We start from the raw sequence: 22,834 nt of genomic DNA, 5'->3' as shown, positions 1-22,834 counted from the left end.
ACAAACGCGTCGGCCACCATGACCCTGGGAGCTCAGGTCGGCTCGCGCTCAGTTGCAGCCGGCGCCATCACCGCCAGGCCCTCCAAAGTTGAACCAATTGGTTGAACCATTGTTCTGAACGGCTGTCATATTGTAGCAGGCCGCGTCGGTGGCGGTGCCAGTACCGTTGAACCAGATGTTGCCCACCGAACGCTCAACGATCATTTCGAGGAAGGCGAGGCTACCCGCGGAGGGGCCCAAAATCCCGTTGCCTAGATCACCATTGTGCCAGCTGGTGGGGGTCGCGTCGAACACCTCGCCGTACCAGTGCGTTTCGCAAGCCGAGGCGTTGATCAAGTCGAACGGTATCTTCCCGCTGGCGTTTCCTATCGGATAGTAGCCGAGCCAAGTGAAGGAGGTCGGGCTCACATAATCCTGCACCCACCAAGCGCCGTTGAAAAGCGTGGCGCGCAGCCGGCGCTGATGTGCCTGTCCGGCAGGCGGACTGGGTATGGTCGCGCCGGGGGGGAACGCTCCTGGATAGCGTACAGGAACTACAAGCGCCACGTCCCTCCGCGTCAAATTTGTCTGATAAAATATGTTCTATCAACTAACGTAAGCCGCCTTGCGTCCTTAGCCTTACTGCCGGGGGCCCGGCCCCTCTCGAAATTCAAGCGGCCAGATAAATCCTTAGAGGAGCACCCGCGCGAACGATGCCGTCCAAAGTGCGGGGATTCAAGGGCCTTCCCAATTACAAAGAATAGACTCTTCACTCGCACGCGTCCTTACGGCCGCACCCCGACTGGCGCAGGTCAAGCGCCTTTGCGAGTAACTCGCGAGTACCGTGACTCAACAATTCAACACGTCGACTTCGCTGGGGCGTGGTGTTGAACACCCCCACTTGGCATCAGCCCACGCCCACGCTACTGAACAGGACATGGTCTAGAGCTGCGTTGTTCTGCGCCTTCTACGCAAGAGCGCCTGGATCCCACAATACGAGACAAGCCCAACGAGTAATGCAGGACCACCATACATACGGGCGGCAGAGCCTTTCGTGGGAGTTGCCAGCGTCCTCGGATAGGCCTCGCAAAGGCCTCGGCGTTCTTCGGGGGACATATCTGTCTGCACCCTGCCTCCGCTCCTGTGCGGGAACATTATGCCGCTACGCGAAGGATCCGAAACTTCCGCACAGATAGGGACCGAATTTCCTTTTTCGTCGGTCGAAGTTTCGTCTGTCGTTTCCCTGCAACTGTGCGCAAAACCGAGGGCATGCCCGAGTTCGTGCAACACGGCAGCTTTCAGGTCGCGATGCCCAGGAAACATTCCTGTCCCTGTCGGGAAAAGAGACCATTCAAATGTCGCCGCGTTGATTTCTATGTCTGCTTCTAAAATCTTTGCAGAGCCACCGTCAGCTGTCGAAAATACGGTCGTCAACGCCATTAGGTCTGGATCGTGACACCACTCCCCTTGGCCGTGGTGGGTGCAGTTCCGATACCTAGCAACCACCGTGTTCCGCGAATTTCTCGCCGAAAGCCCGTTAGTTGTGGAGGACTGCTCGACTTTGATCGTCAAGCCGGCACAGGCAGTTGAATTCCACGTTTCAGCGGCGGCCTTCATCGCGACCAAAAGATCACGGTCTAGTCTGGTCGGGACGGGCGGAAGCGATGACTCAACAAAAAAGGTTACCGTTTGGTCGTTCCACTTTATCGGCCGCCCTTCGGCATCTCGTGTTGGAACGTAGGCGACGGCAGGTGAAGAAATCACGATCAAGCTAACAACGCAGCACTTGCTAAGTGTCTCAATAACAGCTGCACAACAATGCCAACCGACCGACAGGTGCTCATTCCTGGGCGGCACTCGTGCGTGCGACTCTTGCACCAAGTGAGAAGCCATTGGTAGGTTGTCACTGAACCTGTTTGATCGTCACAACCCAATCATCAAAACAATACTTGCATCCGGCCTGCCCGGGGTCGGGAATCAGCTCTCGACGGATAGCCTGAACCATAGATGCATCGGCTAGCGCATTACCGCCAAAAAAAACCGAGGTCTGCCAACGCGCCGAGCAGTTCTGCCCTGGGCCCGTCTTCACATTTTCGTTAACCAGGATTGCCGGTCGTTCGGATCGGCCTCCGTTAAATCCATTCGACCGGCCCGCGTAGTTGTGCTCGCTCAGACCGTTGGGCGGTTCGACGAACTTTCCCATGGACGTTGCACATATGGGGCTCGATGCAGCAAACTCGTTCGTGACCTGTATCTTGAACGTAGAGGATGGGGCCAACTGGTCGATCGCACTGCAACTGGCCCTCGTAAGGTCGAGCGGCTGTTCTTCCAGCAATGTGATTTGATACACGTTTCCTTTGTCGACACCCTTGCCGCAAGAATCTTCAGGTACCGTGCATGCTGATGTTCCGACAAGAACCAGGGTAAGCGCCAGGTCGGCGATCATTTTTGGCCAAGCCATACGCACGCTCCTGGAGTTGGATTCTTACACATGTACGGCGAAACGATGGCCTTGCAAGCAGGTGAATTGGGATCCACTTTGTATTCCTTGCCGTCGTCAGTGCACACAATGTTGTCGCCGCGTTGGAAGGCGATTGTCTTCCCGTCGCCATCTCGCATGAGCCAAATGGGCTCCAAACCAGGTCGGTTGGATTGTGAGAAGCAGATCGTTTTCCCATCGGGCAATGTGCGAACGGTCGTACCGACCCTGACCCCCTCCATCATTTCGTCGAACAGGCGAGACCGCGTCCCGCCTGAATTGCAGATCAAAGTCTCGTCACCCGACTTGGAGCAGACGCTTGTCTCGTCTGCCGTGACGTTGCATCTGGCACGTACCTTGGCGACGCACGGCGGGTAACACTGGTCTAACGGTGAAGCGTCCGTGAGGCCGGTGTTGGCTGCATCCACCACGGCACCGGCATCAAGTTTAACGCTGGCAGCCTGATCCTTCCCTCCGCCGTCTCGCCCGCCGTCATCCGCCGTGGCCGCATCATTCTCCATATCACCATCGTCGGTGTGGCAAGCCGTTACCGGAATGAGAGCAATCACTGTCAAGCAATGAAGCCACGGCCAAACGCCTTGTGTGTTCTTTTTCATCGGCTCTAAAGAGTACATGAACTCGAGACGCAACGGCTATCGCTAGTGGGAGAAAAGCAGGATGAGACGGGAATGTTGTCCGCTAGGCAGGAGCATGCGTTGAATGGGTTGGAACAAGGACAAGGGCAACTACCTACACAGGAGCCTTGATGAAGAAACTGACCGGGCGGGCACGACGTGATCACGCATACAGAGCCCTGGCGCGTCTGCCCTGGAGGACAAACACATTGCCTGTCTTTTTCCACGAACGGGGCGCTGCACGGCCCAAATGCGCAGAACGTGTCGGCGGGTGGGTCCCCGATCCATTCTGTTGGACATGTGCCTCCCGGGCCAGCGTGGATCTTGAAGACTTCGCAGATCTGGCACCAGTTGTAGCCCTGCTCTCGCATCGCTTGGGCCATGCCACCAAATAAGCTGGCCTGACTTAGAGAACTTTCCCGCTCAAACATGTACCTGACAGCATCCCACAAGCGCGGGCCATCTAAGGAAACGTCTTCGTCATGGACATTGGGAGTGGTGGGCCCTACGTACCGGAAATCTGCCCCGAGGTCTACCTCCCAGATACTGCCATCCCCTGGGTTGAGGGTTGATGGCGGATGACCATCGAACGCATCATGAATGGTGGTCATTCCTCGGCCGACGGCTCGAGAGAAGTCATCCTCCGTAGTAGGATCTACTGGCGTACAGGAACTACAAGCGCCACGTCCCTCCGCGTCAAATTTGTCTGATAAAATATGTTCTATCAACTAACGTAAGCCGCCTTGCGTCCTTAGCCTTACTGCCGGGCTCCTCGGCCTTTTGACCCGAAAAACACCCTTCGAACGACCTATTGGCCAGATACAAGTTCCGAAAATTTGCCGCAGCCCGTATGGAGGTGCCCCGAGCCGCAACCCTTTGATGCCGGTACCGACGCGGAAAAGGCAGACGCGGCTGCGCTCTGAGCGCAGGGTGCAAGCTGAGATCTGGACTGACAATCGCGACATCTGTTGACGTTTGTTCGAGCGCTCCGCGCGTGATTCCGCAACTCGTACTGGCCTGATTCGTACCGCCGCAATTCTCTGATGCTTCCGGGGGCGCGCTAACCTGCCTTTGATTTAGTAGCTCCAAAATCACTGCATGCTCACGACGAAGCATTAACGATTGTGGCTTTGAATTGACATCGGGTTGGTGAAAACGCAGATTGCATTCGTGCATTTCAAGTCTGCAAAGGTCGCACTCGGCGCTCTACTCGCTTCGGCCATGACCTTCGTCATTTCGATCGCTGTTAGTCGTGAGGTGGCGGCAGATGAAGTGGAGACACTTCCGCCTTTCGAATCGGTTCTATGTCCAACCGCCTTAGGCGCACGGAAATCTGTTTACTTGATCGAAGACGAACAGGGCTCAATTGGCGCTGCCTTTCTCTTTAAAGATCGCAGACACCTAGTGACCGCTTGGCACGTCGTCTCCGATGGCTTGCCTGCGGTGGCAACTTCGATTTCAGGTAAGAAGACAGCCTTCGAGGTGGTCGCAAAAGATGAAGCCAACGACTTAGCCATTTTGCGCGTAAGCCACGATCTTGAAGGTGACCCGATAGAGCCGGCACAGATCGTAGAAGTCGGAATGCCAGCTTTCACCATTGGTCATCCTTCTGGACTATCGCGCATAGCGGAAAAGGCCTTCACAAAGGGTATTCTTCGTTGGTCGATCGCCACGGGAACCATCTCTCAGATCGGTGAAGACCTCGTTCAAACCGACGCAGCGGCGATTGGAGGCAACTCAGGTGGCCCGCTTGTGTCCTGTTCAGGAAAACTACTCGGGGTAGTCAGCCTAAACTTCGGTGCCGGAGTGTCAGCGGCAGTAAAGGTCGAAAGGCTACAAAAACTGACGAACGTTTCCGAACGGAAAATTACACCTCACCGCTTCTTATTCTTGATGGATCTTGCGGGAGCGTTGGGAGTAAATAGTTCCAACGCCGGGATGAGTCTCGCGTTTTCCGAGTTCATCGGGGCCGTGGGACTGCGACTGGGGTTGAGCCTAGTTTCTAACGATAACTTCACATCCCCGCTATACCGAACAGATCGAGGCGTGCTTTCGCTTGGCCTTGCCTATAGAGGCTATTGGCCACAGATCAACGGTTTTGTAACTCCCCATATTGGATGCGCCTACATAGTTGACAGGGTAAGCGAAATCTTCATCGGAGAAACAAGCGGTCAATTGCGCCAAAGCTTGAAACGCTATTCTGGAGTGGGGACGAAATTGGGCATCAACCTCAGCTATGGTTATTGGCTTTTTGGGTTGGTTGCAGAGGTCCCGTTTTCAGGCGACGTGAAGGGCAACAGCTACAACGCGCTGTTTGGCCTCGCATTCTAGACTCCGTTCGCTTGATTGATTGATCTCGGGGATGGACGCAGGTCAAGCCGTTGGAGAAGCGGTTCCTCAGATCAGAGCTTAGATGTCGTGTAGCGCCCAACTTCGAGTCAATCGTCACGTCGAACCGTTGCGTTGTTGGCTTGAGACCGCCCCCAAATAGAAATGTCCCCTTTGAGCCGCGTTCTGCGTGCTCATGGGTGGACTCATGCAGGAAAGCGACGTCGTCTCCACCTGGACGGGACCCAAATCGACAGCGGCGACTTTATCCGAACTTTCGGCTCGTCTTACGAACAGCCACGCCCTCTGAGACTGCGCGGACCCAATAAAGTCCACGGCATGGTCACGCCACATGCGTGTCATATCCAACGTGAGCGATACCGACTCACCCTGGGGTACCCATTCGAACTCGGGCGTCGGCGCACCCGCGTGGATATCGAATGGGAACGGATTCGCTTCAACTTCAAATGCCGCCAAAGACTCCGAGACACGTTGCTCGTAAAAATAAAGGGCCACGCGCTTGGCGCCTTCCTTCGACACAGCCACACTCGGGCAGACCAACTTTTGAGGGGTTCCCTCGAGATGACACCCTGTTTTCATGAGAGCCTCTTCACCCAGCACGGTCGCCCGCACGAGACCATCCGTCGATGCATCAGGTCCACCACCAATTTGGTAAGTCCAGCCTGACGGGGGTGGCAGAAGGGGAAATTCGCAAAAAGCGGCGGAGACGGCATGAGCCGGTACGCGTGGAGGCGTGCCCACGAGCGGGCCGAGCAAAACGCGGCCAGGGGCGCAGCGTCCTTCGCGCACGTGTTCAGGCTCGAGCGGGATCGCCATCGGGCCGAGGGGAGGCCGTTGGTGATGAAAAGGACCCGTCGGGTCCAACGGAAGGTCTGGCGACGCGCCCCCGATGGGCATCTCGGGCATGCCACCCATGGGCATCTGGGTCATGCCACCCATGGGCGGTCCTTCCATGGTGCCCCCCAGCAGAGCGCCGCCTGTTCCCCCGGCGGCGCCTTCACCGTCTCCACCACTACCGCAGCCCGATGATAGACAACCCAACAGGGCAACCAGAAAACAGGACGCACCGTAACGCATTGCGTGTCGACGAGGAGGTTCCGAGTTCTGAGACATCGGCGGCATCGGTCTGCAAAGGGCGGTCCAGCCTGGCCTTGCCTCAATAAGGCACGGCATCGGGGCGTTTTATGAGGGGCATCCTTGCCTCTTTTTGTTCACCGCCACGAAAATCTGAGGCGAACTGCAGTTTCTTGGGGAAGACCGAATGCCCACCAAGCGGACGGCCAAGGTGCCAGGCGGGTCAGTCTCCTAGGCAACTCCTAGGCGGGAACCGGCTACAGGGGCGAGCCCTGCGGGTTCGTGCGCCGCATGTGCTCGGGTAGCCCTGGGCACTTACGCACCCAGGGCCCCCACAGATCCGGGCATGCGGGACTACCGCACCCGGCTCTTCAAGAATACAGGTTCACTGACGTGGGTTTCCGCGAGGGCATGTGGGGCAAAGGCAGAGGGTAGCGTGCAAGTATCCGCAGGAAACGCTCCCACGTGATCCTTCCCCGTTGAGAGCGACGACGCAACCAGCCGCACCAGGTTGTCGCAACGGCCCAGTAGTAGCGTGAGAGCCCACGGGAATTCCCGGTGATGCCGTAGTACCCATAGTGCCCTCGCATCTTCTTCTGCAACGCTCTCTGCTGTTCTTGCACGCTATCGTGCCGGTGTGCCCCGGCACCATACGCGTATTCGTTCCAGTGCTCGCGTTAGCCTTGCTGGACCACGAGGTGAGCCACCCCTTGCTCTTGAGCGATCAGTGGCTGCAGCCAACGACGGTGGACGCTGGGTCTTCGAAACCAGCGGCACCGCATTTCCGTTCGAGGACCAAACGGCCTACACGAAAAGAGCCAAATCAAGTCGTCTAACGGGCGATATGCTTCACGGCTATCTGCTGGCGCTGGGCGTACCGGTCGACTCTGAACCGAACTGGCGTACTGCTCTCTTGGTCCAGAAATAGCGCAAACCGACCGACAGTACTCCACCGGCAGGGTCGGTCGTGGCACTTGCCATCCCGGCTACGCCACGCTTTGTTCCGCGCCATTGCTGTGCGTTCGCAACCAGTTGTTGTCGTCGTAGGTCATCGTGCGCGCGCCGATGTCTTCATCGTGCGCCCACACAAGGCGCCCCAATGAATCGTATCGGAACGCATGCGTAACGAGGCCGCCTTGCAGAATCATCTTCGTGATTCGATCAGCAGCGTCATAGGTGGCCACCACCTCTTCGGGCTTGCCGTTTACCGTGCGCGTGGTGTGCATGATGCGCCCCAAGCGTCAATAATGTCCGGGTTTAAATCACAGCGGGCGCCGCGATGGTGCGGAGCAGGTAGCAACCGTAGCCTCTTACGCCGCGCCTGCCGCCCTAGGTGAGAATCCAAGCAACCCGAGGGCCGCTGCGCCGATGCCTTTAGGTGGACCAAGCCCGAGCTTACAGCCACCCCGCCTCGTCACCAGGGGCCCTATATGCACCCCGGCAGCCGCAAAACACGGCGCTTTTCCGCGTGATGCAGGCCCACCTCGCCTCCTTCCTCGATCAGTGGCAAAGCAGTGCCGACGGCCGCAGCCTCCCCCGCCACGTGACGGGCGAGCTGCAAGAGTACATCACCTGCGGCATTCCCCAGCACGGCTTCGCGCACCTATACTGCGACACCTGCCGCGCGCGCCATGTGCTGCCGTTTAGCTGCAAAGGCAGAGGCTTTTGCCCAAGCTGTGGCGGCCGCCGCATGAACGAAGGCGCGGTAAATCTTGTTGACCACGTGCTGCCCACGGGTGTGGCGCTTCGACAATGGGTGCTCACCTTCCCCTTCGTGTTGCGCTTTCCCTTGGCCTTCGACGCGCGCCTGCTGGGCGCCGTGCACCGGCTGTTCACAGACACGGTGGCCGCCTTCTATCGCAAGCGCGCCATCAAGACTTGCGGCACCGCCAAGGCCGAATGCGGAGGCCTCACCGTCATTCAGCGCGCCTCGAGCGACCTGCGCTGCAATCCGCATTTTCACACCGTGTTCCTCGATGGCGTTTACGTGTTCCCCCAACACGGCGGCCCGCCGGTGTTTCACCCCGCTGCGCCGCCCTCGCAAGTAGAGGTGGAGCAGGTGGTGAAGAAGGCGGCCGCACGCATCGTGCGCTTCTTGAAAAAGCGCGGCCTCATCGAGCTTGCCACCGCCCCCGGTGACGACGAAGTGACCGTCATCGTGGGCGACGAGACCTTGGGTGAAGACGACCCGTTGCTTGCACAGCTGCTTGCCGCTGCCACCGCGGGTCTGCCTCCCGCTGGGCCTGCGCAGCGGCGTGCGCCTTTGCGCTTGGCCTTATCCGCCAACGCCCAGCCTATACGCAAAGGCCGGCTGTGCGCCGAGCATTGGGGCTTCAATCTGCACGCCGCCACCCGCGTGCACGGCAACGACAATCAAGGACGCGAGCACCTGTGCCGCTACATCCTGCGCCCGCCACTTGCAAACGACCGCTTGCACATTCTGCCGGGCGACAAAGTGCAACTCGACTTCAAGCGCCCCTGGTCCGATGGCACAAGCTGCATCGTGCTCGACGCCCAAGCTCTCATCGCGCGCCTTGCCGCCATTGTGCCTCCTCCCAGGCGCCACGTGACCCGCTACTTCGGCGTGCTGTCGTCACACAGTGCCTTGCGACCTCTCATCGTGCCTGCGGCGACTGTGGCCGCCACTGCGGCGCAAGCAACGGAATCGCCCGCCCAAGACCTGCAAACCCCCATTGCCGCCAAACCTCCTCGCACCTCTAAATACATCGCGTGGAGCGACTTGCTTCGCAGAACATTCGGCATTGAGCTGCACTGCAACCGCTGCCACGGCGACCTGCGCCTCATCGCCCTGGTAAAAGAAGCCGCCACCATCGCCAAAATCCTCGGCGCCATGGGGCTGCCCACCACGCCGCCCAGGCTTGCCCCGGCCAGGGCACCGCCTCACCAGGCCGAGCTCGACTGGTGTAATTGACGTCCCGCCGGGTGCCTTGCCAGAGCGAGCTTTGGCGCAGCCGCATCCGCTTACGGAAAACACGCGGCATTTCGCCCATTTCCGTCTCCTTTTTCAACCCTTGCCCCTCCCAGTTTCCCCGCTTGAGAGGCTTGTTCGCTCGGGCTCCTCGGCCTTTTGACCCGAAAAACACCCTTCGAACGACCTATTGGCCAAGGTAGGCACGTGTACAGCAACGCTCATCCATCCCCGCTACATCTTGACTGCAGCCCACTGCTTCTTCTACCGCCCCCAAGGACGCCCGACGCCCGACACCTTCCGATATCGCTTCTTGCCTGCAGGAGCAACCCAAACCGTGGACATCAAGGTGGAGAGGATCTTTCAGTTTGCAGCCATCGCCACAGACAGAGACGTTCCTGAATCTGAGTTCAACAATGTGTGGCGAACAAACTTACCGTCTCTGCGAGGGAACGACGATGTGGCAATTGCGCGGCTGGCAGCGGAGGCACCGCCGACTCTAATCCCCGTTCGAATCAGCAGTGTAGCCCCGACAACGGGCGACATAGTCACCACCTTCGGATTCGGATGCACCGATGGAACGACTCTTCGAGGAGACGGGCGCAAGCGCTCCAAGACTTGGACATACGTCGAGTCGGAGGACTATAGAGGGAGCCAAGAAAGTGGTGCGATCTGCGAAGGCGACTCTGGAGGTCCTGCAATCTTTGGTGCGGCTTCAAGCGGCGGAGCCATATGGGGTGTCAACTCAGCCAGTAGCGCCACCCGCGACATCTTCGGAGACGTCACTTGGTACGGGGATCGCGTCCTTGATGCGATTCAAAGGATGGAAGGCGGCATCGCCAGGGGGATTCAGCGAGAAGGGGAGATCTATCAAGAGATCTCGGTATCGGGTTCGCCTGACCTTACCCAAGCCTGCCGCGACGCGTGCACCAGGGCAAACCTCTCGTGCGCGGCCTTCACCCTGTTCCCCGTCAGCGGGACCTGCAGACTCTTCCGTGCGGTGGGAGGTTGGAAGGCCAACCCTGTCGCCCTGTCAGGAGTGCGCGCGACCGAGGAGGCGGGCGTTGATATCCTGGGCGCAGCCCTACCGGAGGGAACAGTTACGCTTACGAACGGGAGTGCAGAGTCCTGTCGTTCGCTATGCGGCGTAACGAAGTTCTGCCGCGCCTTCTCCTGGGAGAACGCAACAAAGGTATGTCGCATGAAGGGCTCCTTTTCGTCGCGTGCCAATAATGCAGCTTTCCTTTCGGGAGTGAGTACAGGCCTCGCAGCGCAGATAGAGCGGACAGGGCCGAGCTACAAGTCGATTCCGCTGACTTCTCCTGATCCCTATCGCTGTAGGAGCGAATGCGACGTCGATGCCCGCTGCCGCGCATATAACTACTTCCCAGGGGGCTTCCTCTACTCGGGATCTCCTCCCACCTGTCAGCTAAAGAGTGCCGCCGGAAACGTCACCTGGAGGAACAGCGTGTTCTCTGGTGCCAAGCGGGGATTATCCTACGGTGTTGACCGACCCGGCAACACCTACTCAACTGTGAGTGAAGCTTCGATGACAGCGGAGCAATGCCAGACTGCGTGCAGCAAAGATTCGATGTGCAAAGCCTTTACCTTCTGGCCCGCCAATTGGACCAAGCGGCAATGGTCTCGATGTGAACTTAAGTCCACGGAGTCGGCGGCGACGCCAATGCCGTCACCTCAAGGCGATGGTGTCATCTCGGGGATACGGGGCGATAGTTTCTTTTAACCAGGAGACTCTCCAGAGTCGTCCACCGTCGAGATCGGCAGCGAAACCACGAAGGTGGCTCCAACTTCGGTATCAATAAGCGTCAGATCCACTCCATGTTCGGAGACGATCCCCTGAGATCGTCCGCTTTCGCTTGTTCTGTCGGGTGCCATTGCCAGCAAAAATGGCCGCAAACAGTGCATCGCTGATCACTACGTGTTGTTGGTCATGCGAAGTTGCCATCGGAGCAGCCTACGGCCGCGGCAGTGAAACACCAAGCGAGCAGCGAAAGAGTTAGGCGAAATACTCGTTTACTGCGAAACCTCGGAATGCAGATCCACGGAGCCGCCCCCAAAGCCAAAGGTCGCCTATGCGCAGAGCAATGGGGTTTTAACCTTCACGCCGCCACCCATGTGCATGGCAACGACAAACCGGGCCGCGAGCATCTTTGCCGCTACATCTTGCGGCCCCCCTTCGCCAATCACCGCTTGCACTCGTTGCCCGACCGCAAAGTGCAACTTGATTTCAAACGTCCCTGGTCTGACGGCACAAACGCGGTTGTGCTTGCACCGCATGCCTTCATCGCTCGCCTTGCCGCCATCATTCCCCCGCCAAGGCGCCACGTCACCCGTTACTTCGGCGTCCTGTCTTCGCACACAAATCCAAATTCATCCCTTGGAATGAACTTCTACGCCGTACGTTTGACACCGAATTGAAATGCGCAAATTGCAAAGGGTGCAGATCTTTTCGGCGGCATGATTTGGGCAGCTATACGACGGTCAGCTTGGGACGCCTATTGACCTTCAATGGGAGCTCGGTTGTGGGGGGATTGCGGCTGTAGCGTTCGAGGTGGTTTCGGCGAAGGTCGGCCTGTTCGTGGAAGTGCCAGTATCGATCAAGGTCTCCGCTCGACCGAAGGGAGCGGAGCTTGAGGACAGCCTCTGCCCCGTCGAGTCCCCAGCGGGCACCGGTAATGTCCATTCTGTCCTTAATGAGGTGCCGACACGCCCCCTCGATCACACCTGTGGCGATCGGCATGCCAGCTGCCAGGTACCGATCGTATCGGAGATAGTTCCGGTACTTCAGAAGATAGTTTGCGCAGTCATCTACAGCGGCACGTTCGGACCCCGTCATCTCCCGCAGGGTTGCACTTCTGCGCATGCCACTGGCCACGGTGCTGGAGCGCCCCCGCAAAATCTGGAGCAAGCGCTGCTTTACCCACCGTTCCGCAGCGATAGAGCCCTCACCCACTAACGCAAAGGCCGCCTTCCACAGGTATTCCAGCACGTGAATAATGTCGATGATGATAGTGGGGTTGACACCCGTTCGCCTCGCCGTCTGCTTGATTGTCCGAAGCTGTGACATGTTGCCGTCTACGAGGCTCACCCATGTCTTTGCGACCGTCGGGTCACAGCGATGGGCGTGCTCGAACATCGCGGCGATGACCTCTTCAGGGTCCCGCACGACACTGGCCCAGACCCGCTTGCTTTGTGGGCGTGGGCGCACTGGAGCCTTTTCGCCCGGCCTGCCGTCAGGGTGAAGGTCCTTTACGATGTCTTCGGCAGTTCGGACGAACGGCGCGACTGTGTAGACACTCGCAACTTGGGCCATCCGTTTGCCGTTGCGCTTCTCGCCCCGACTCAACCGCTTGGTCAGCTTGTGCGCACGCTGCTGCGCCGCCCGCTTCGTAGCGTCACGAAGGCCGTCCATCCGCATCACGATGCCCTTTGCGTCGGTGGTCGTTACCAGGAGTGCGCCGGTTTTGCTCGCTTGTTCCTCTGTCTCGGCCTGCTGGGCTTGGTAGAAGGCCTCAAAGTCCTGCGCCGCCTCGACCGCGAGCTCTTCGACCTGCCGCTTCGGAACCGTGGTGCCTGTGTTGGTGCCGACCGCTTCAGCGGCCTGATCAAAGGACGTCTTGATCACCTCTGCAACGACGCGACGCCGTACCTCATGCGAGTACAGGCCATGAGGCAGGTTGAGTTCGGCGTCCCTCGGAAACAGTGTCTCTGCATCCCGGGCCGAGTACCCGAGGCGTCCAACCTCCACCTTGCCAAACACCGTCTTGAGGTGCCGTTGCCGCTGCCTCACTTGCGTTCGCACAATGCCAGTCGCACCCACAACCTCACCTCTGGCTCTTCCGGGGCCGCGCAGGTCAAGGTGGTCTTGGAGCAAACACCGTAGCAGCTCCCAGCCTTCCTGTTGCAACATCCGCTCCAACTCGCCGTGGGTCATCTGCAACGCCTCAGCACTCGCCAGTCGCCCCTTGAGTCCGTCGAAGACGTGCTCCGACGTCGAGAAGGGGTTCTCATCTGCGGTCTTACGTGTTTGTATCTGCATCGGGGGGGCCTCCAGGGACGTATGAGAATTGACACCACATACATGCCTTGTAGGTCCCCCTTTCGTCTATTGAATCACGTCAAATCCTCGAGAGAACCCGCAGCCGAAAAGAGCTGCACCCAATTGCAAAGGCGACCTTCGCCTCATCGCGCTTGTCAAAACTTGGTCTCGACCTCAAGGTCTGCGAACGTTCCCCCGGGGATCGGCGCAAAAAGAAGTTGTCATAGGGAGTGCTATCGGTCTTTTCGTGAGTCTTGCCACACTTGACGCAAGTGCAAATGCAGATTGAACGTCCTATGCTCGGCATTTCAGATCCAAGATCTAACTGATGCCAACCCTTACCCTTGCCGATCTACGCCGCTACGCCATTGCGCGCAGCTTGTTTGCGCCGACAACGTTGCCGCGCGCAATCGATAGGCTTGGCTTCGTACAGGCCGATCCGATCCGTGCGCCAGCAAGGGCACAAGACCTAACACTGCGCCATCGCGCAAAGAACTACCACGCGGGTGATCTTGAACTGCGATACGCGACGCTCGGTATCGAGGAAGATTTTTTCGTCAACTACGGCTTTTTGCGCCATGAGCATCAAATCTTGATGCATCCGCGCGTGTCGCGCACGCAGTGGACGGCGGCGCGTAACCGGCAGGCACAGGAAGTGTTGGAGTTTGTCCGCGCACAGGGCGCGGTACACCCGCGCGTGGTGGATGCGCATTTTTCCCACGGCAAGGCCAGCAACTGGTTCGGCGGATCTTCCAATGCCAGCACGCAGCTGCTCGATGCCATGCACTACCGGGGCATGTTGCGCGTGGTGCGACGAGACAGTGGCGTGCGTGTCTATGCAGCGCGCGAACAGATTTCCACGGCTCTAGACGCGTATCAGTGCCGGCAGCAGGTTGACCGCCTGGTCGAATTGATCGTGCGCAAATACGCGCCCTTGCCCGCAGCAAGTCTGAGCGGACTGTTGAGCCAGTTATTGCGCAATGGTACGCCCCAGTGGACTGCAGATCGAAAACGCGCACTTGATCACGCCAAGCAAAATCTTGCTCATGCGCGTGTCGATGGCATCGACTGGTACTGGCCGCGCGATGAGAATCCCGGATCAAGTCGTTACCGCATTGACGAGCAGGTGCGCCTTTTGACACCTTTCGATCCGGTGGTGTGGGATCGCCGTCGATTCGAGATCTTCTGGGGCTGGGCCTATCGCTTCGAGGCCTACACCCCAGCGCCCAAACGCAAGCTCGGCTACTACGCGCTACCTCTGCTTTGGGGCAATCAAGCTGTGGGCTGGGGCAACGTACATGTGCGAGATGGGCGACTCGTCGAATCGTTCGGCTTCGTGAGCGCGCGGCCACGAGCGAAGGCATTCACGGCAGCACTGGAAGAAGAGCTGCAGCGTCTTTCTGTATTTCTTGGTCTTTGACTCTGCAGACCATCGCCAACAATCCCAGCGTGAACCAACACCTATGTTGGAAGTATCACAGCTGTGCGAGGGCAGCTACCCAGCAAAGAGTTGCGTACAGGAACTACAAGCGCCACGTCCCTCCGCGTCAAATTTGTCTGATAAAATATGTTCTATCAACTAACGTAAGCCGCCTTGCGTCCTTAGCCTTACTGCCGGGCGAAAACAAGGACCACGCGAGAATCAAGCCGTATTGAATCAGTATTTCACAATACATTTGCATGGCGCGGTCAGATCTCCCCCCTCCAGCCCCACCCTCGGCTCCCTACAGAACCTCAAGCCGGCCACAGATCCGAATCACATCCCGTCTCGCCCGTGCCTCCGGGCGGTCCCCTCGCCGGTGACCACGTGGGCACCTCCGCTGAGAGGCCCTTGTAGGCCAGGATCGTCTCGATAGCCCCTCGCTCTTGCACAGGGCCCAGCACCTTCATCGGCCCCGCGCAGCGCGGGCACACCAGCACCTCGTGAGCGAACACGCGCCGCATGAGCTCGGCCCAGCTCATCGCCGCTGCGTCGCCTCGCTCCCGTAGCTCCGTGACGTGGTCCTCACCCCCATCTCTTTCTCCCTCGCGCTTGCCACACCCTCGTCGCGCCTTGCGCCCTGCCCCGCCCGGAACGATGCGGACACGATCCGCCGCCGCGGGCGCGAACACCCCGTGGTAGCGAACCAGGTGGGCGCGCGGACGTGGCACCAACGCAACCAGCTTCTCGATGAACTCCTCGGGCGTAAACGCAACGTGCGTGGTGCCGTCGCGCCACGGGCGTTTGAGCCTGACGGCCACACGCCCATCGGGTAACTCCGAAAGCCGATCTTCGCTCAGCGGTGGCCTGGCGATGTAGCGAATCAGCCGCTCCAGGCCGTCCCTGTCGTTGGCTGCGATGCGCGTGCTGGCGTGCAGGTTGAAGCCCTCGACGAAAGCGCACTGCTTCCCCAACACGTAGGGTTCCCACGACGCGATCGGATCGTTGCCGAGCCGCATGACCGCTTGTCCTCGGCGCCTTCCCGTGGCGATGAGGGATTTGACCGAAGCGCCTGCGATCACGGAGAGCGCCTCGGCGTCGTCAGCGTCTCGTTCCTCTGACGAGGCAAGCGCCTGTGTTACACCCTCCCAGATCCGCGCGGTCACCTCGGCCACCTCCTCATCGCGCGGAGGTGGCGTGGCGAAGAACGCGGGCCGACCGGGCGTGTCGACACGGAACACGCCGTCGGTCACTACGGAATGAAAGTGAAGGTTCAGCGCAAGGCCGGAGCCGAAGCGCTGGATCACCGTCACGGCGCCCGTCGCGAGCGCCCCCCGCACCCCGGCCTTGCGTGCACGCTTTCGGTACCACCGGCTCACCTCGCGCAGAAAGACCCTCAGCACCACGCTGGCCAGGTGTGGCTCGCGCGCCATGCGGTAGCGAAGCGCGTGCGGCACCGTCAGCACCCACTGCCGCGCTGGGACCGCCGGAAACACGTTGTCCACCACGTGCGCGGCCGTCTCGGCCATGCGCCGCCCGAGGCAGCTGGGGCAAAAGCCTCTTCGTTTGCACGAAAACGCCACCACCCGCGTCTCGGCGCAGGCTTCGCAACGAACGTTGACGAAACCCTTGCCCAGAATCCCGCAACCCAGATACGCCTCGAACTCCGCCGCCACGAAGGCGGGCAGAAAACCACCCTCGCCTCGTACGTTGTCGCGGAACGTGAGCCAGGTGTCCTGCACCACGCGGTAGAGCCGCGTTTTTTCAGGCTCGCGGCGGCGATACCCGGAGACCTTCCCTGCGGCTCTGTCGACCACCCCCGCTTATCGCGCCCGCATGCGCTTTCGTTGCAGGGCTTGAACGCCCTTGCCGCAACCGCGAGCCAGGCCGCTCGAGCGGGTCCGCGTTCGCGCGGCGCCCCCTCCGAACCTTGCAACGCCGCGCCGAAGATGCCCCTCAACCCATCATTCGATGCGACGGAAGTTCATATCCGTCCACAGGATGGTCGCAAGGGCGGCGTTTTTATCGCAACATCCGCGGGGCGACGCCCGAAACGAATCTGTGTCAGCGCGATTCCCAGATGTGGCCGGCCACGTGGCCGCGCTCGAATCCCAATGGGCCTTGAGCCCAGGAGATCCTGCGTGCCGCGCCAGCGTGGAAGCCGGACTGGCCGAGCTGCGCGTGGCCTGGCGGGAGCAGCCCCACATCTTTGCCCCCGACGTCTTGGCGCGCCTGGCCAAGCTGGCGAAGGTCATCAAGCGCGCGCACGAAGGCCCGGTGCCCATGCACGTGGCCCTGGGGGCCCTCAAAGAGACCTTTGGCTACGATCGCTTTCGCCCCGGACAGCACGAGATCATCGAAGCCGTGTTGGCCGGGCGCGACTGTGTGGGCATCATGCCCACGGGTGCAGGCAAATCGCTCACCTATCAAATTCCGGCCCGCGTGTTGGGGGGCACCACGCTGGTGGTCTCACCGCTCATCGCGCTGATGAAAGATCAGGTGGATGGCGTCAACGAATACGGGCTGCGCGCCACCTACCTCAACAGCAGCCTGCCCCCCGAAGAACGACGCCGCCGCGAAGAGGGGCTGGCCACCGGCGCTTACGAGCTGGTCTACGCCGCCCCTGAAGGCATCGAAGCGTCGGTGGGACGCGCGCTGTCCCGGGCGCGCATTCGCCTCGTGGCGGTAGACGAGGCCCACTGCATCAGCCAGTGGGGCCACGATTTTCGGCCTGCCTACCGCAACCTCGCGGGGCTCAAGCGCAAGTTCGGAGGGCTTCCCGTGTTGGCGCTCACCGCCACCGCCACCCCCGAAGTGGGCCGCGACATCATCGAGCAGCTGGGCATGGACAACCCCGTGACGTTTCGGGGCAGCTTTTTTCGCCCGAACCTGCGCCTGCACGCCTACAAAAAAGGTGACGGCCAAACGAAGACCCGCGACAGCATCCTCAGCATCATCCGGAGCCGGCGCGGCGAAAGTGGCATCGTTTATTGCATTACCCGCAAGTCCGTCGAAAGCATCAGCACCTTCTTGCAGGAATCCGGGATCAAGGCCGCCGCGTACCACGCAGGGCTCGAGCCGCGCGAGCGCGATCGCGTGCAAGAGGCGTTTTTGCGCGACGATTACGACGTGGTGGTGGCCACCATCGCCTTTGGGATGGGCATCAACAAGTCGAACATCCGCTACGTGATCCACCGGGACATGCCTCGCTCGGTCGAGAGCTACTATCAGGAGATCGGACGTGCCGGCCGCGACGGGCTCGACGCCGATTGTGTGCTGTTCTACTCGTGGGCCGACGTGATGAGCTACGACCGCTTCGGGGAGGACGGGCCCGCCGAGGCCGCCGCGCGCAACCGCGCCCAGACGCGGGAGATGTTCGAGATGGCCGAGCGACGCCTGTGCCGGCACCAGGCGATCGTGCGTTATCTCGGGGAGACCCTGCCCCCCTGCGTGAAGTCCTGTGACGTGTGCGCGGACTGGGACCTGCTCGACACCTTGCCCGCGGCCAAAGCCGCGCGCGGACCCGTGCTGGCGCGGCTCGAGGCGAGCCTGGGAGGCCGTGTCCCCCTCGAGACGGGGGGCGCCGATGGCGAGCTCTTCGCGCGCCTCAAGACCCTGCGCAAGCGTTTGGCCGACGAGCGCAAGCTGCCGGCCTACATCGTGTTTTCGGACGCCACCTTGCGGGCGATGGCCCTTAACCGCCCGCGCTCGCTCGACGAGTTCCTGACCCTGCCCGGGGTGGGACCGAAAAAGCTCGCCGAGTATGGCGAGGCGTTTTTGCGCGAACTGCAAAGCGGCTCGTAGCCGCCAGCGGGCCGCGCACCACAAGCAGCAGGAGCTCATGTCAGCGGCGGCTCGAAGCCCGGCTTCCACTTGATCCCGCAGCCGATCGAAGGCTTCTGGAGCGCCGCAACGGCACGGCCCTCCAGCACGGCGTCGATCGCGGCGCGCAGGTCGGACCCCGTAACGGGGCGATCGTTGCCCGGCCGGCTGTCGTCGAGCTGCCCCCGGTAGACCAAGGCGCGGTTCGCATCAAAGACGAAAAAATCAGGTGTACAGGCGGCCTGATAGGCACGGGCCACCGCCTGCGTTTCGTCGAAAAGGTAAGGGAAAACGTAGCCCCGCGCGGCTTTTTCGGCGGCCATCTTCTCCGGGCTGTCTTCGGGGTAGCGATCGGGATCGTTCGCGTTGATCGCGAAGATCGCCACGTCCCTTCCGGCGTAGTCGCGGCCAAGCGCTGCAAGCGCCGGGGCCACGTGCTTGACGAAGGGGCAGTGGTTGCAGATGAACATCACCACGAAGGCGCGGGCGCGCGCCGCCGCCAGCGAGACCGGCTGGCCGTCCACATCGGGCAGGGTGAAGTCCGGCGCCACGGTGCCCAGCGGCAACATGCAGGAGGTCAGGGCCATGAGGGGGAGTATAGCGGCAGGGCGCCGAGATCGAAGGCGCCGAGCAGCTTCTGGGTGACGGGCCGCTTGGCGTCGGGGAAGAGCCGCGCCCGAAAAAAGCGCTGGGCGTCGGCGGACGACAAGCGCTCGTGGGCCGTGCGGGCGGTGGCCTCGTCGGCGAAGGGCAGGAAATAGCAGGTGTCGTCGAAGAGCACGGGCCGCCCCTCGTGCGGTCCCACCACCTGGAAGCGCAGCGAGGCGTGCAAGCCGGAAACCGCCACTTTCCAGGGGGCGAAGCTGTAGGGGCCCACGCCGAACACGGAGAAGGGAGGTTGTCCCCGGTAGATGGAGCTGCGGCGCGCGGCCAGGAGGTCGGCGTGCGCTTGCAGGTAGGCCCAAAGACCCGGCGCGGAGGTGGCCAGGGCTTTGGTGTCTTGCCCCGGTCGCCGTTGCGGCAACACCAACCGTCGCACGGGGGCCAGCCGGCCGTGGTGCAGATCCGTGCTCTTGACGAAAGGGTAAAGGTGCTCCGCTTCGACCATGACCACGTCGCCCGCGCCGTTGAACGAGGCGCCCCCGCGCTGGGCAAGCTCCATGACCGCGGCGCAATCGTGTTTGACCCCGGAGCGCCAGGGCCACGGCTGTGGGGACAGGGCGCCCCGGGTGGCCTCGAAGGCGTCCAGATCGGCCACCAGCTCGTCGCCCACCTGACCCAACATGCGGGCGGGCGTGTTCTGCCCGAGGCCCGCGAACCAGGGCCAGGGGCGTGCGGGGCGCCGCTCGGCCTCGCCCGTCGTGCTGAGAACCAAAAAGACGGCCGAGACCGAGGCCTTGAAGTGAGACCGCGCGTCCACCTCGAAAACCCGCCCCGTCACCCGGGGTGCCTCGCGCACGCAAAACTGGAACACCTTGCGAGCCACCGAGGCCTTGCAGATCATGGCGATGACGAAGGGCCGCCCCGCGAGCGCCTCGAGCCACTGGCGCAGCAGCCATTCGGAAACGTCGAAGTTCGCGGCCCCCGTGCGCGCGGCCAACCCGGGCAGCCGATCCACGTTCGACTTGTCGGGGTGGTTGTTCCCCTGAAGTGCCCCGAGTTTCCCGATCGTGACCCACGGAGGGTTACCCACCAACCAGAGCGGCGCGCCAAAGGCGGATAGCTCGGCCTTCCAATCCACACGGAATACGTCGACCTGACGCAGGTGCACTTCAGGGGGCAAGGTGAGAGCCGCTGCCCGCAAGTAGGTGGGGTCGAGCTCCCAGCCGTGAAGGGGCACACCAGGAAAAGTGGCGTCGAGGGCTCTCAAGAAGGCCCCCAGGCCGCACGTGGGCTCCAAAACGCCAACGGGTCTCGGCAGTTCCGGCAGGGCCGCCAGACAAGCCAGCGCCTCGCGCGCCAACACGTCGGGCGTCTGGAAATCGCCACGGAGGGCGCGGCGGTGCAAGTCATCCGGCGCGCGAGGAGCGGAGGCGGACACGGGAGAGGTCACGCGTGACACGGGCGCAGGCTACCCGATCCGGGTGGCACACCGACTGCAACACGCCGGCGCTACGAGGCTTCGGCCCCAAGGGGATTCACGGAAAACGCGAAAAACCTTCGGGAGAGCCTGCGGATTTTGCGCACCCCACAAAGACCGACTCGAAAACGAGCCTTCTTTACACAAACGCAACGCACCTTTGGCCCCGCCGTTACAGGGCGATTCTTAAAATCGAAGAGCTTGAACCGAAACGACCTGACCCGACTGAGCTTCGCTCAAGCGGGCATTGTTTCCAACCGAAACGAAACGCGCTCCCGAGGAAAACGACATGAACGTTGAAAAGGTGATGAATCGACAGGTTCCAGTCTGCCGGCCCCACGACTCCGTGGACTCGGCGTTGCGACGGATGCTCGACGGGGGGCTCGAGAGCCTTCCGGTCGTGGACCGTCTTGGCCACCTGGTGGGCGTGGTCTCGGCTGAAGCGGCCCGCACCGCCGTGCGCCGCTGGTCGGGGGCGTCTCACACCATGCCGGTCGACACCGTCATGGCCCGACAGGCCCCGAGCTGCCGGCCCTCGGACGCCCTCGGCGATGTCGAGACTACCTTGGCGCACTACGGAGCCCCTTCGATTCCCGTGATCGACGACGGCGGGCGTTTTCTGGGGTTGGTGTTCGCAGTGGACGCGCCCTTCACGGCGGCTGCGCTGCGGGCGTCGGCGAAGAAGTCGAGCGGCTCTCTGCGGGCCGCCTGAGCCTGCGTCAGGTCCGTTCAAGCAAGCTCTCCCCAGGCGCGCGCGGCCACCCGGGTCCTCCCAGGTGGCCGTTTCCACTTTCGAACGCCCGCTTCGTTTCGGTTTGGAAACAGGTCTTCGCGGTTCCAGAGTTGGTGCTACCGTAAAAACGTGGACGCGCCCGACGAATGGGTCCCCTGTGTTTCTGGTGGCCTCACCGACCTCAAGCGGCTGCTGGAGGCCTGCCAGGCAGAAGGCATCGCCGCACGCCTGGCTGCCGCCGATGCGTGCGACGCGCGGGGCGGCTGCGGCTGTGGGCCGAAGATTCAGCTGCTCACCCCACGGGACGAGGCCACGCGCGTGGCGGCGCTGCTCGCGCGCCAGTGGCACGAGGCGCTGGCCCGAGAGGGCACCGCCGTGGCGCCCCCCGCGGCGGCGGGCGACGAGCCGCCCTGCCCCGCCTGCGGCTCCACGGAAGCGCTCGAGGCCGGGGCCTGTCCCGGGTGCGGCCTGCAGCTGGCGTAAGCGCCTCGCTCAGCGGCGGCGGCTCGCCAGCGCCCGGTCGATCTCGCGCGTGGCGTCCTTTTTCTTGAGGTCGTCGCGCCGGTCCCAGTCTTGTTTGCCCGTGACGAGGGCTAGCTCGACCTTGAGCCGCCCGCCCTTGTCGTAGAGGGCCAGCGGCACGAGCGTGAAGCCCTTTTGTCGCAGCTTGCCCGCCAACCGATCCAGCTCACGTCGGTGCATGAGCAACTTGCGTCGACGGCGGGGTTCGTGGTTGCGGACATGCGCCCACACGTAGACGGACACGTCCACCTGATGCAGCCACGCCTCACCGTTGCTGATCTCCGCGAACGCATCGGTCAAGTTCACCTTGCCGTCGCGGATGGCCTTGACCTCCGAACCCACCAGCACGAGGCCGGCCTCGAGCGTTTCATCAACATGGTACTCGTGGCGGGCGCGCTTGTTCCGCGCCAGCACCTTGATCGCATCGGGGGACGCTGACTTGCTTCCCCCTTTTCCGGACGCTTTGTTCGCTGTCTTGCTCGGCGCAGGCACGGCCGCACAGGTTGGGCCCCGGGGAGGCCAGCGTCAAGCGGCGCGGCCCGGGCGTGCGGCCTCCCACAGCAAAGGCCGCCGCGCGAGTTGTGGGTTTGGGCATCTCGCGGCAGACTGCCGGCACCTCGACCCTGTCTTTTCGGGAAGGGCCAAAAGCAAGGGAGATCTTCGCCAGGGCAGTCTGGCGCCACGGCTCAGGCTCGCAGGCCAGCTGCCGATGCCTTTGGGCTGCCCCATGAGCTCTCTCGATCCCCGAACGT

17 protein-coding genes and 1 pseudogene are annotated in these 22,834 nt (G+C 61.6%); 8 read left to right on the top strand and 10 right to left on the bottom strand.

All coding sequences use genetic code 11. The annotated features are described in order from the left end of the window. Nucleotides 1–48: 48 nt before the first annotated feature. The 3 genes from KA712_00450 to KA712_00440 all read right to left on the bottom strand — a co-directional run bounded on the left by KA712_00450 (nt 49) and on the right by KA712_00440 (nt 3,075). Nucleotides 49–408, bottom strand: a complete 360-nt coding sequence (locus KA712_00450; protein ID MCG5051407.1) for a hypothetical protein — start codon at nt 406–408, stop codon at nt 49–51. A 1,474-nt stretch (nt 409–1,882) separates the two neighbouring features. Next, the gene (locus KA712_00445) at nt 1,883–2,425 is read right to left on the bottom strand and encodes a hypothetical protein (protein MCG5051406.1); all 543 of its coding nucleotides are present in this window, start codon (nt 2,423–2,425) and stop codon (nt 1,883–1,885) included. Next, nucleotides 2,422–3,075, bottom strand: a complete 654-nt coding sequence (locus KA712_00440) for a hypothetical protein (GenBank protein ID MCG5051405.1) — start codon at nt 3,073–3,075, stop codon at nt 2,422–2,424. The genes KA712_00445 and KA712_00440 overlap by 4 nt, the downstream gene beginning before the upstream one ends. Nucleotides 3,076–4,242: 1,167 nt before the next feature. Between KA712_00440 and KA712_00435 the strand changes: the two genes are divergently transcribed. After that, nucleotides 4,243–5,424 carry a serine protease gene (locus tag KA712_00435; protein MCG5051404.1) on the top strand — a complete coding sequence of 394 codons (1,182 nt, stop codon included), beginning with the start codon at nt 4,243–4,245 and terminating at the stop codon, nt 5,422–5,424. A gap of 114 nt (nt 5,425–5,538) precedes the next feature. Here the strand turns inward: KA712_00435 and KA712_00430 are convergent, their stop codons facing one another. Both KA712_00430 and KA712_00425 read right to left on the bottom strand, forming a co-directional pair. Further along, nucleotides 5,539–6,258: a hypothetical protein gene (locus KA712_00430; GenBank protein ID MCG5051403.1), complete on the bottom strand. Its 720-nt coding sequence runs from the start codon at nt 6,256–6,258 to the stop codon at nt 5,539–5,541. Between the two features lie 1,244 nt (nt 6,259–7,502). Continuing rightward, a complete protein-coding gene (locus KA712_00425; GenBank protein MCG5051402.1) occupies nt 7,503–7,742 on the bottom strand; it encodes an RHS repeat protein in 240 nt (79 codons plus the stop codon). A 245-nt stretch (nt 7,743–7,987) separates the two neighbouring features. Here KA712_00425 and KA712_00420 point away from each other — a divergent pair, with 245 nt between their 5' ends. From KA712_00420 to KA712_00410, 3 genes are all read left to right on the top strand, one after another. Further along, entirely contained in the window at nt 7,988–9,448 is a 1,461-nt protein-coding gene (locus KA712_00420) for a transposase (GenBank protein MCG5051401.1), read from the top strand. A 238-nt stretch (nt 9,449–9,686) separates the two neighbouring features. After that, entirely contained in the window at nt 9,687–11,189 is a 1,503-nt protein-coding gene (locus tag KA712_00415; GenBank protein ID MCG5051400.1) for a trypsin-like serine protease, read from the top strand. A gap of 308 nt (nt 11,190–11,497) precedes the next feature. Continuing rightward, the gene (locus KA712_00410) at nt 11,498–11,884 is read left to right on the top strand and encodes a transposase (protein ID MCG5051399.1); all 387 of its coding nucleotides are present in this window, start codon (nt 11,498–11,500) and stop codon (nt 11,882–11,884) included. Between the two features lie 121 nt (nt 11,885–12,005). Here the strand turns inward: KA712_00410 and KA712_00405 are convergent. Then, a pseudogene (locus KA712_00405) lies at nt 12,006–13,505 on the bottom strand (ISKra4 family transposase). Nucleotides 13,506–13,833: 328 nt separating this feature from the next. Between KA712_00405 and KA712_00400 the strand changes: the two are divergent. Next, a complete protein-coding gene (locus tag KA712_00400) occupies nt 13,834–14,925 on the top strand; it encodes a winged helix DNA-binding domain-containing protein (protein ID MCG5051398.1) in 1,092 nt (363 codons plus the stop codon). 314 nt (nt 14,926–15,239) lie between these two features. Here the strand turns inward: KA712_00400 and KA712_00395 are convergent, their stop codons facing one another. Further along, complete coding sequence (locus KA712_00395; protein MCG5051397.1) at nt 15,240–16,742, bottom strand: transposase; 1,503 nt, start codon at nt 16,740–16,742, stop codon at nt 15,240–15,242. Nucleotides 16,743–16,986: 244 nt separating this feature from the next. On the opposite strand from KA712_00395, the gene KA712_00390 reads away from it, so the two are divergent. Next, nucleotides 16,987–18,729, top strand: a complete 1,743-nt coding sequence (locus KA712_00390; protein ID MCG5051396.1) for an ATP-dependent DNA helicase — start codon at nt 16,987–16,989, stop codon at nt 18,727–18,729. 35 nt (nt 18,730–18,764) lie between these two features. On the opposite strand, the gene KA712_00385 is transcribed toward KA712_00390, so the two are convergent. Further along, nucleotides 18,765–19,334: a thioredoxin family protein gene (locus KA712_00385; protein ID MCG5051395.1), complete on the bottom strand. Its 570-nt coding sequence runs from the start codon at nt 19,332–19,334 to the stop codon at nt 18,765–18,767. After that, on the bottom strand, nt 19,325–20,809 hold the full coding sequence (locus KA712_00380; protein MCG5051394.1) for a hypothetical protein: 1,485 nt from the start codon (nt 20,807–20,809) through the stop codon (nt 19,325–19,327). Before KA712_00380 ends, KA712_00385 begins: the two co-directional genes overlap by 10 nt. 307 nt (nt 20,810–21,116) lie before the next feature. On the opposite strand from KA712_00380, the gene KA712_00375 reads away from it, so the two are divergent. Together KA712_00375 and KA712_00370 are read left to right on the top strand one after the other, a co-directional pair. Further along, a complete protein-coding gene (locus tag KA712_00375) occupies nt 21,117–21,539 on the top strand; it encodes a CBS domain-containing protein (GenBank protein ID MCG5051393.1) in 423 nt (140 codons plus the stop codon). 150 nt (nt 21,540–21,689) lie between these two features. Beyond that, nucleotides 21,690–22,043 carry a hypothetical protein gene (locus KA712_00370; protein ID MCG5051392.1) on the top strand — a complete coding sequence of 118 codons (354 nt, stop codon included), beginning with the start codon at nt 21,690–21,692 and terminating at the stop codon, nt 22,041–22,043. A gap of 9 nt (nt 22,044–22,052) precedes the next feature. Here the strand turns inward: KA712_00370 and smpB are convergent, their stop codons facing one another. Further along, a complete protein-coding gene (gene smpB / locus KA712_00365) occupies nt 22,053–22,574 on the bottom strand; it encodes an SsrA-binding protein SmpB (protein ID MCG5051391.1) in 522 nt (173 codons plus the stop codon). Nucleotides 22,575–22,834: the final 260 nt, after the last annotated feature.

This window comes from Myxococcales bacterium, assembly GCA_022184915.1.
Lineage (GTDB): Bacteria > Myxococcota_A > Polyangia > Fen-1088 > Fen-1088 > JAGTJU01.
The sequence above is the reverse complement of the archived record's forward strand: the minus strand, read 5'-3'. Positions and strand labels throughout refer to the sequence as shown.

Coding starts and splice junctions, on each gene's coding strand:
- KA712_00410 (MCG5051399.1), top strand. CDS start 11,498: ATGCAGATCCACGGAGCCGCCCCCAAAGCCAAAGGTCGCCTATGCGCA.
- KA712_00425 (MCG5051402.1), bottom strand. CDS start 7,742: ATGCACACCACGCGCACGGTAAACGGCAAGCCCGAAGAGGTGGTGGCC.
- KA712_00445 (MCG5051406.1), bottom strand. CDS start 2,425: ATGATCGCCGACCTGGCGCTTACCCTGGTTCTTGTCGGAACATCAGCA.
- KA712_00400 (MCG5051398.1), top strand. CDS start 13,834: ATGCCAACCCTTACCCTTGCCGATCTACGCCGCTACGCCATTGCGCGC.
- KA712_00385 (MCG5051395.1), bottom strand. CDS start 19,334: ATGGCCCTGACCTCCTGCATGTTGCCGCTGGGCACCGTGGCGCCGGAC.
- KA712_00420 (MCG5051401.1), top strand. CDS start 7,988: ATGCAGGCCCACCTCGCCTCCTTCCTCGATCAGTGGCAAAGCAGTGCC.
- KA712_00430 (MCG5051403.1), bottom strand. CDS start 6,258: ATGGCGATCCCGCTCGAGCCTGAACACGTGCGCGAAGGACGCTGCGCC.
- KA712_00440 (MCG5051405.1), bottom strand. CDS start 3,075: ATGAAAAAGAACACACAAGGCGTTTGGCCGTGGCTTCATTGCTTGACA.
- KA712_00375 (MCG5051393.1), top strand. CDS start 21,117: ATGAACGTTGAAAAGGTGATGAATCGACAGGTTCCAGTCTGCCGGCCC.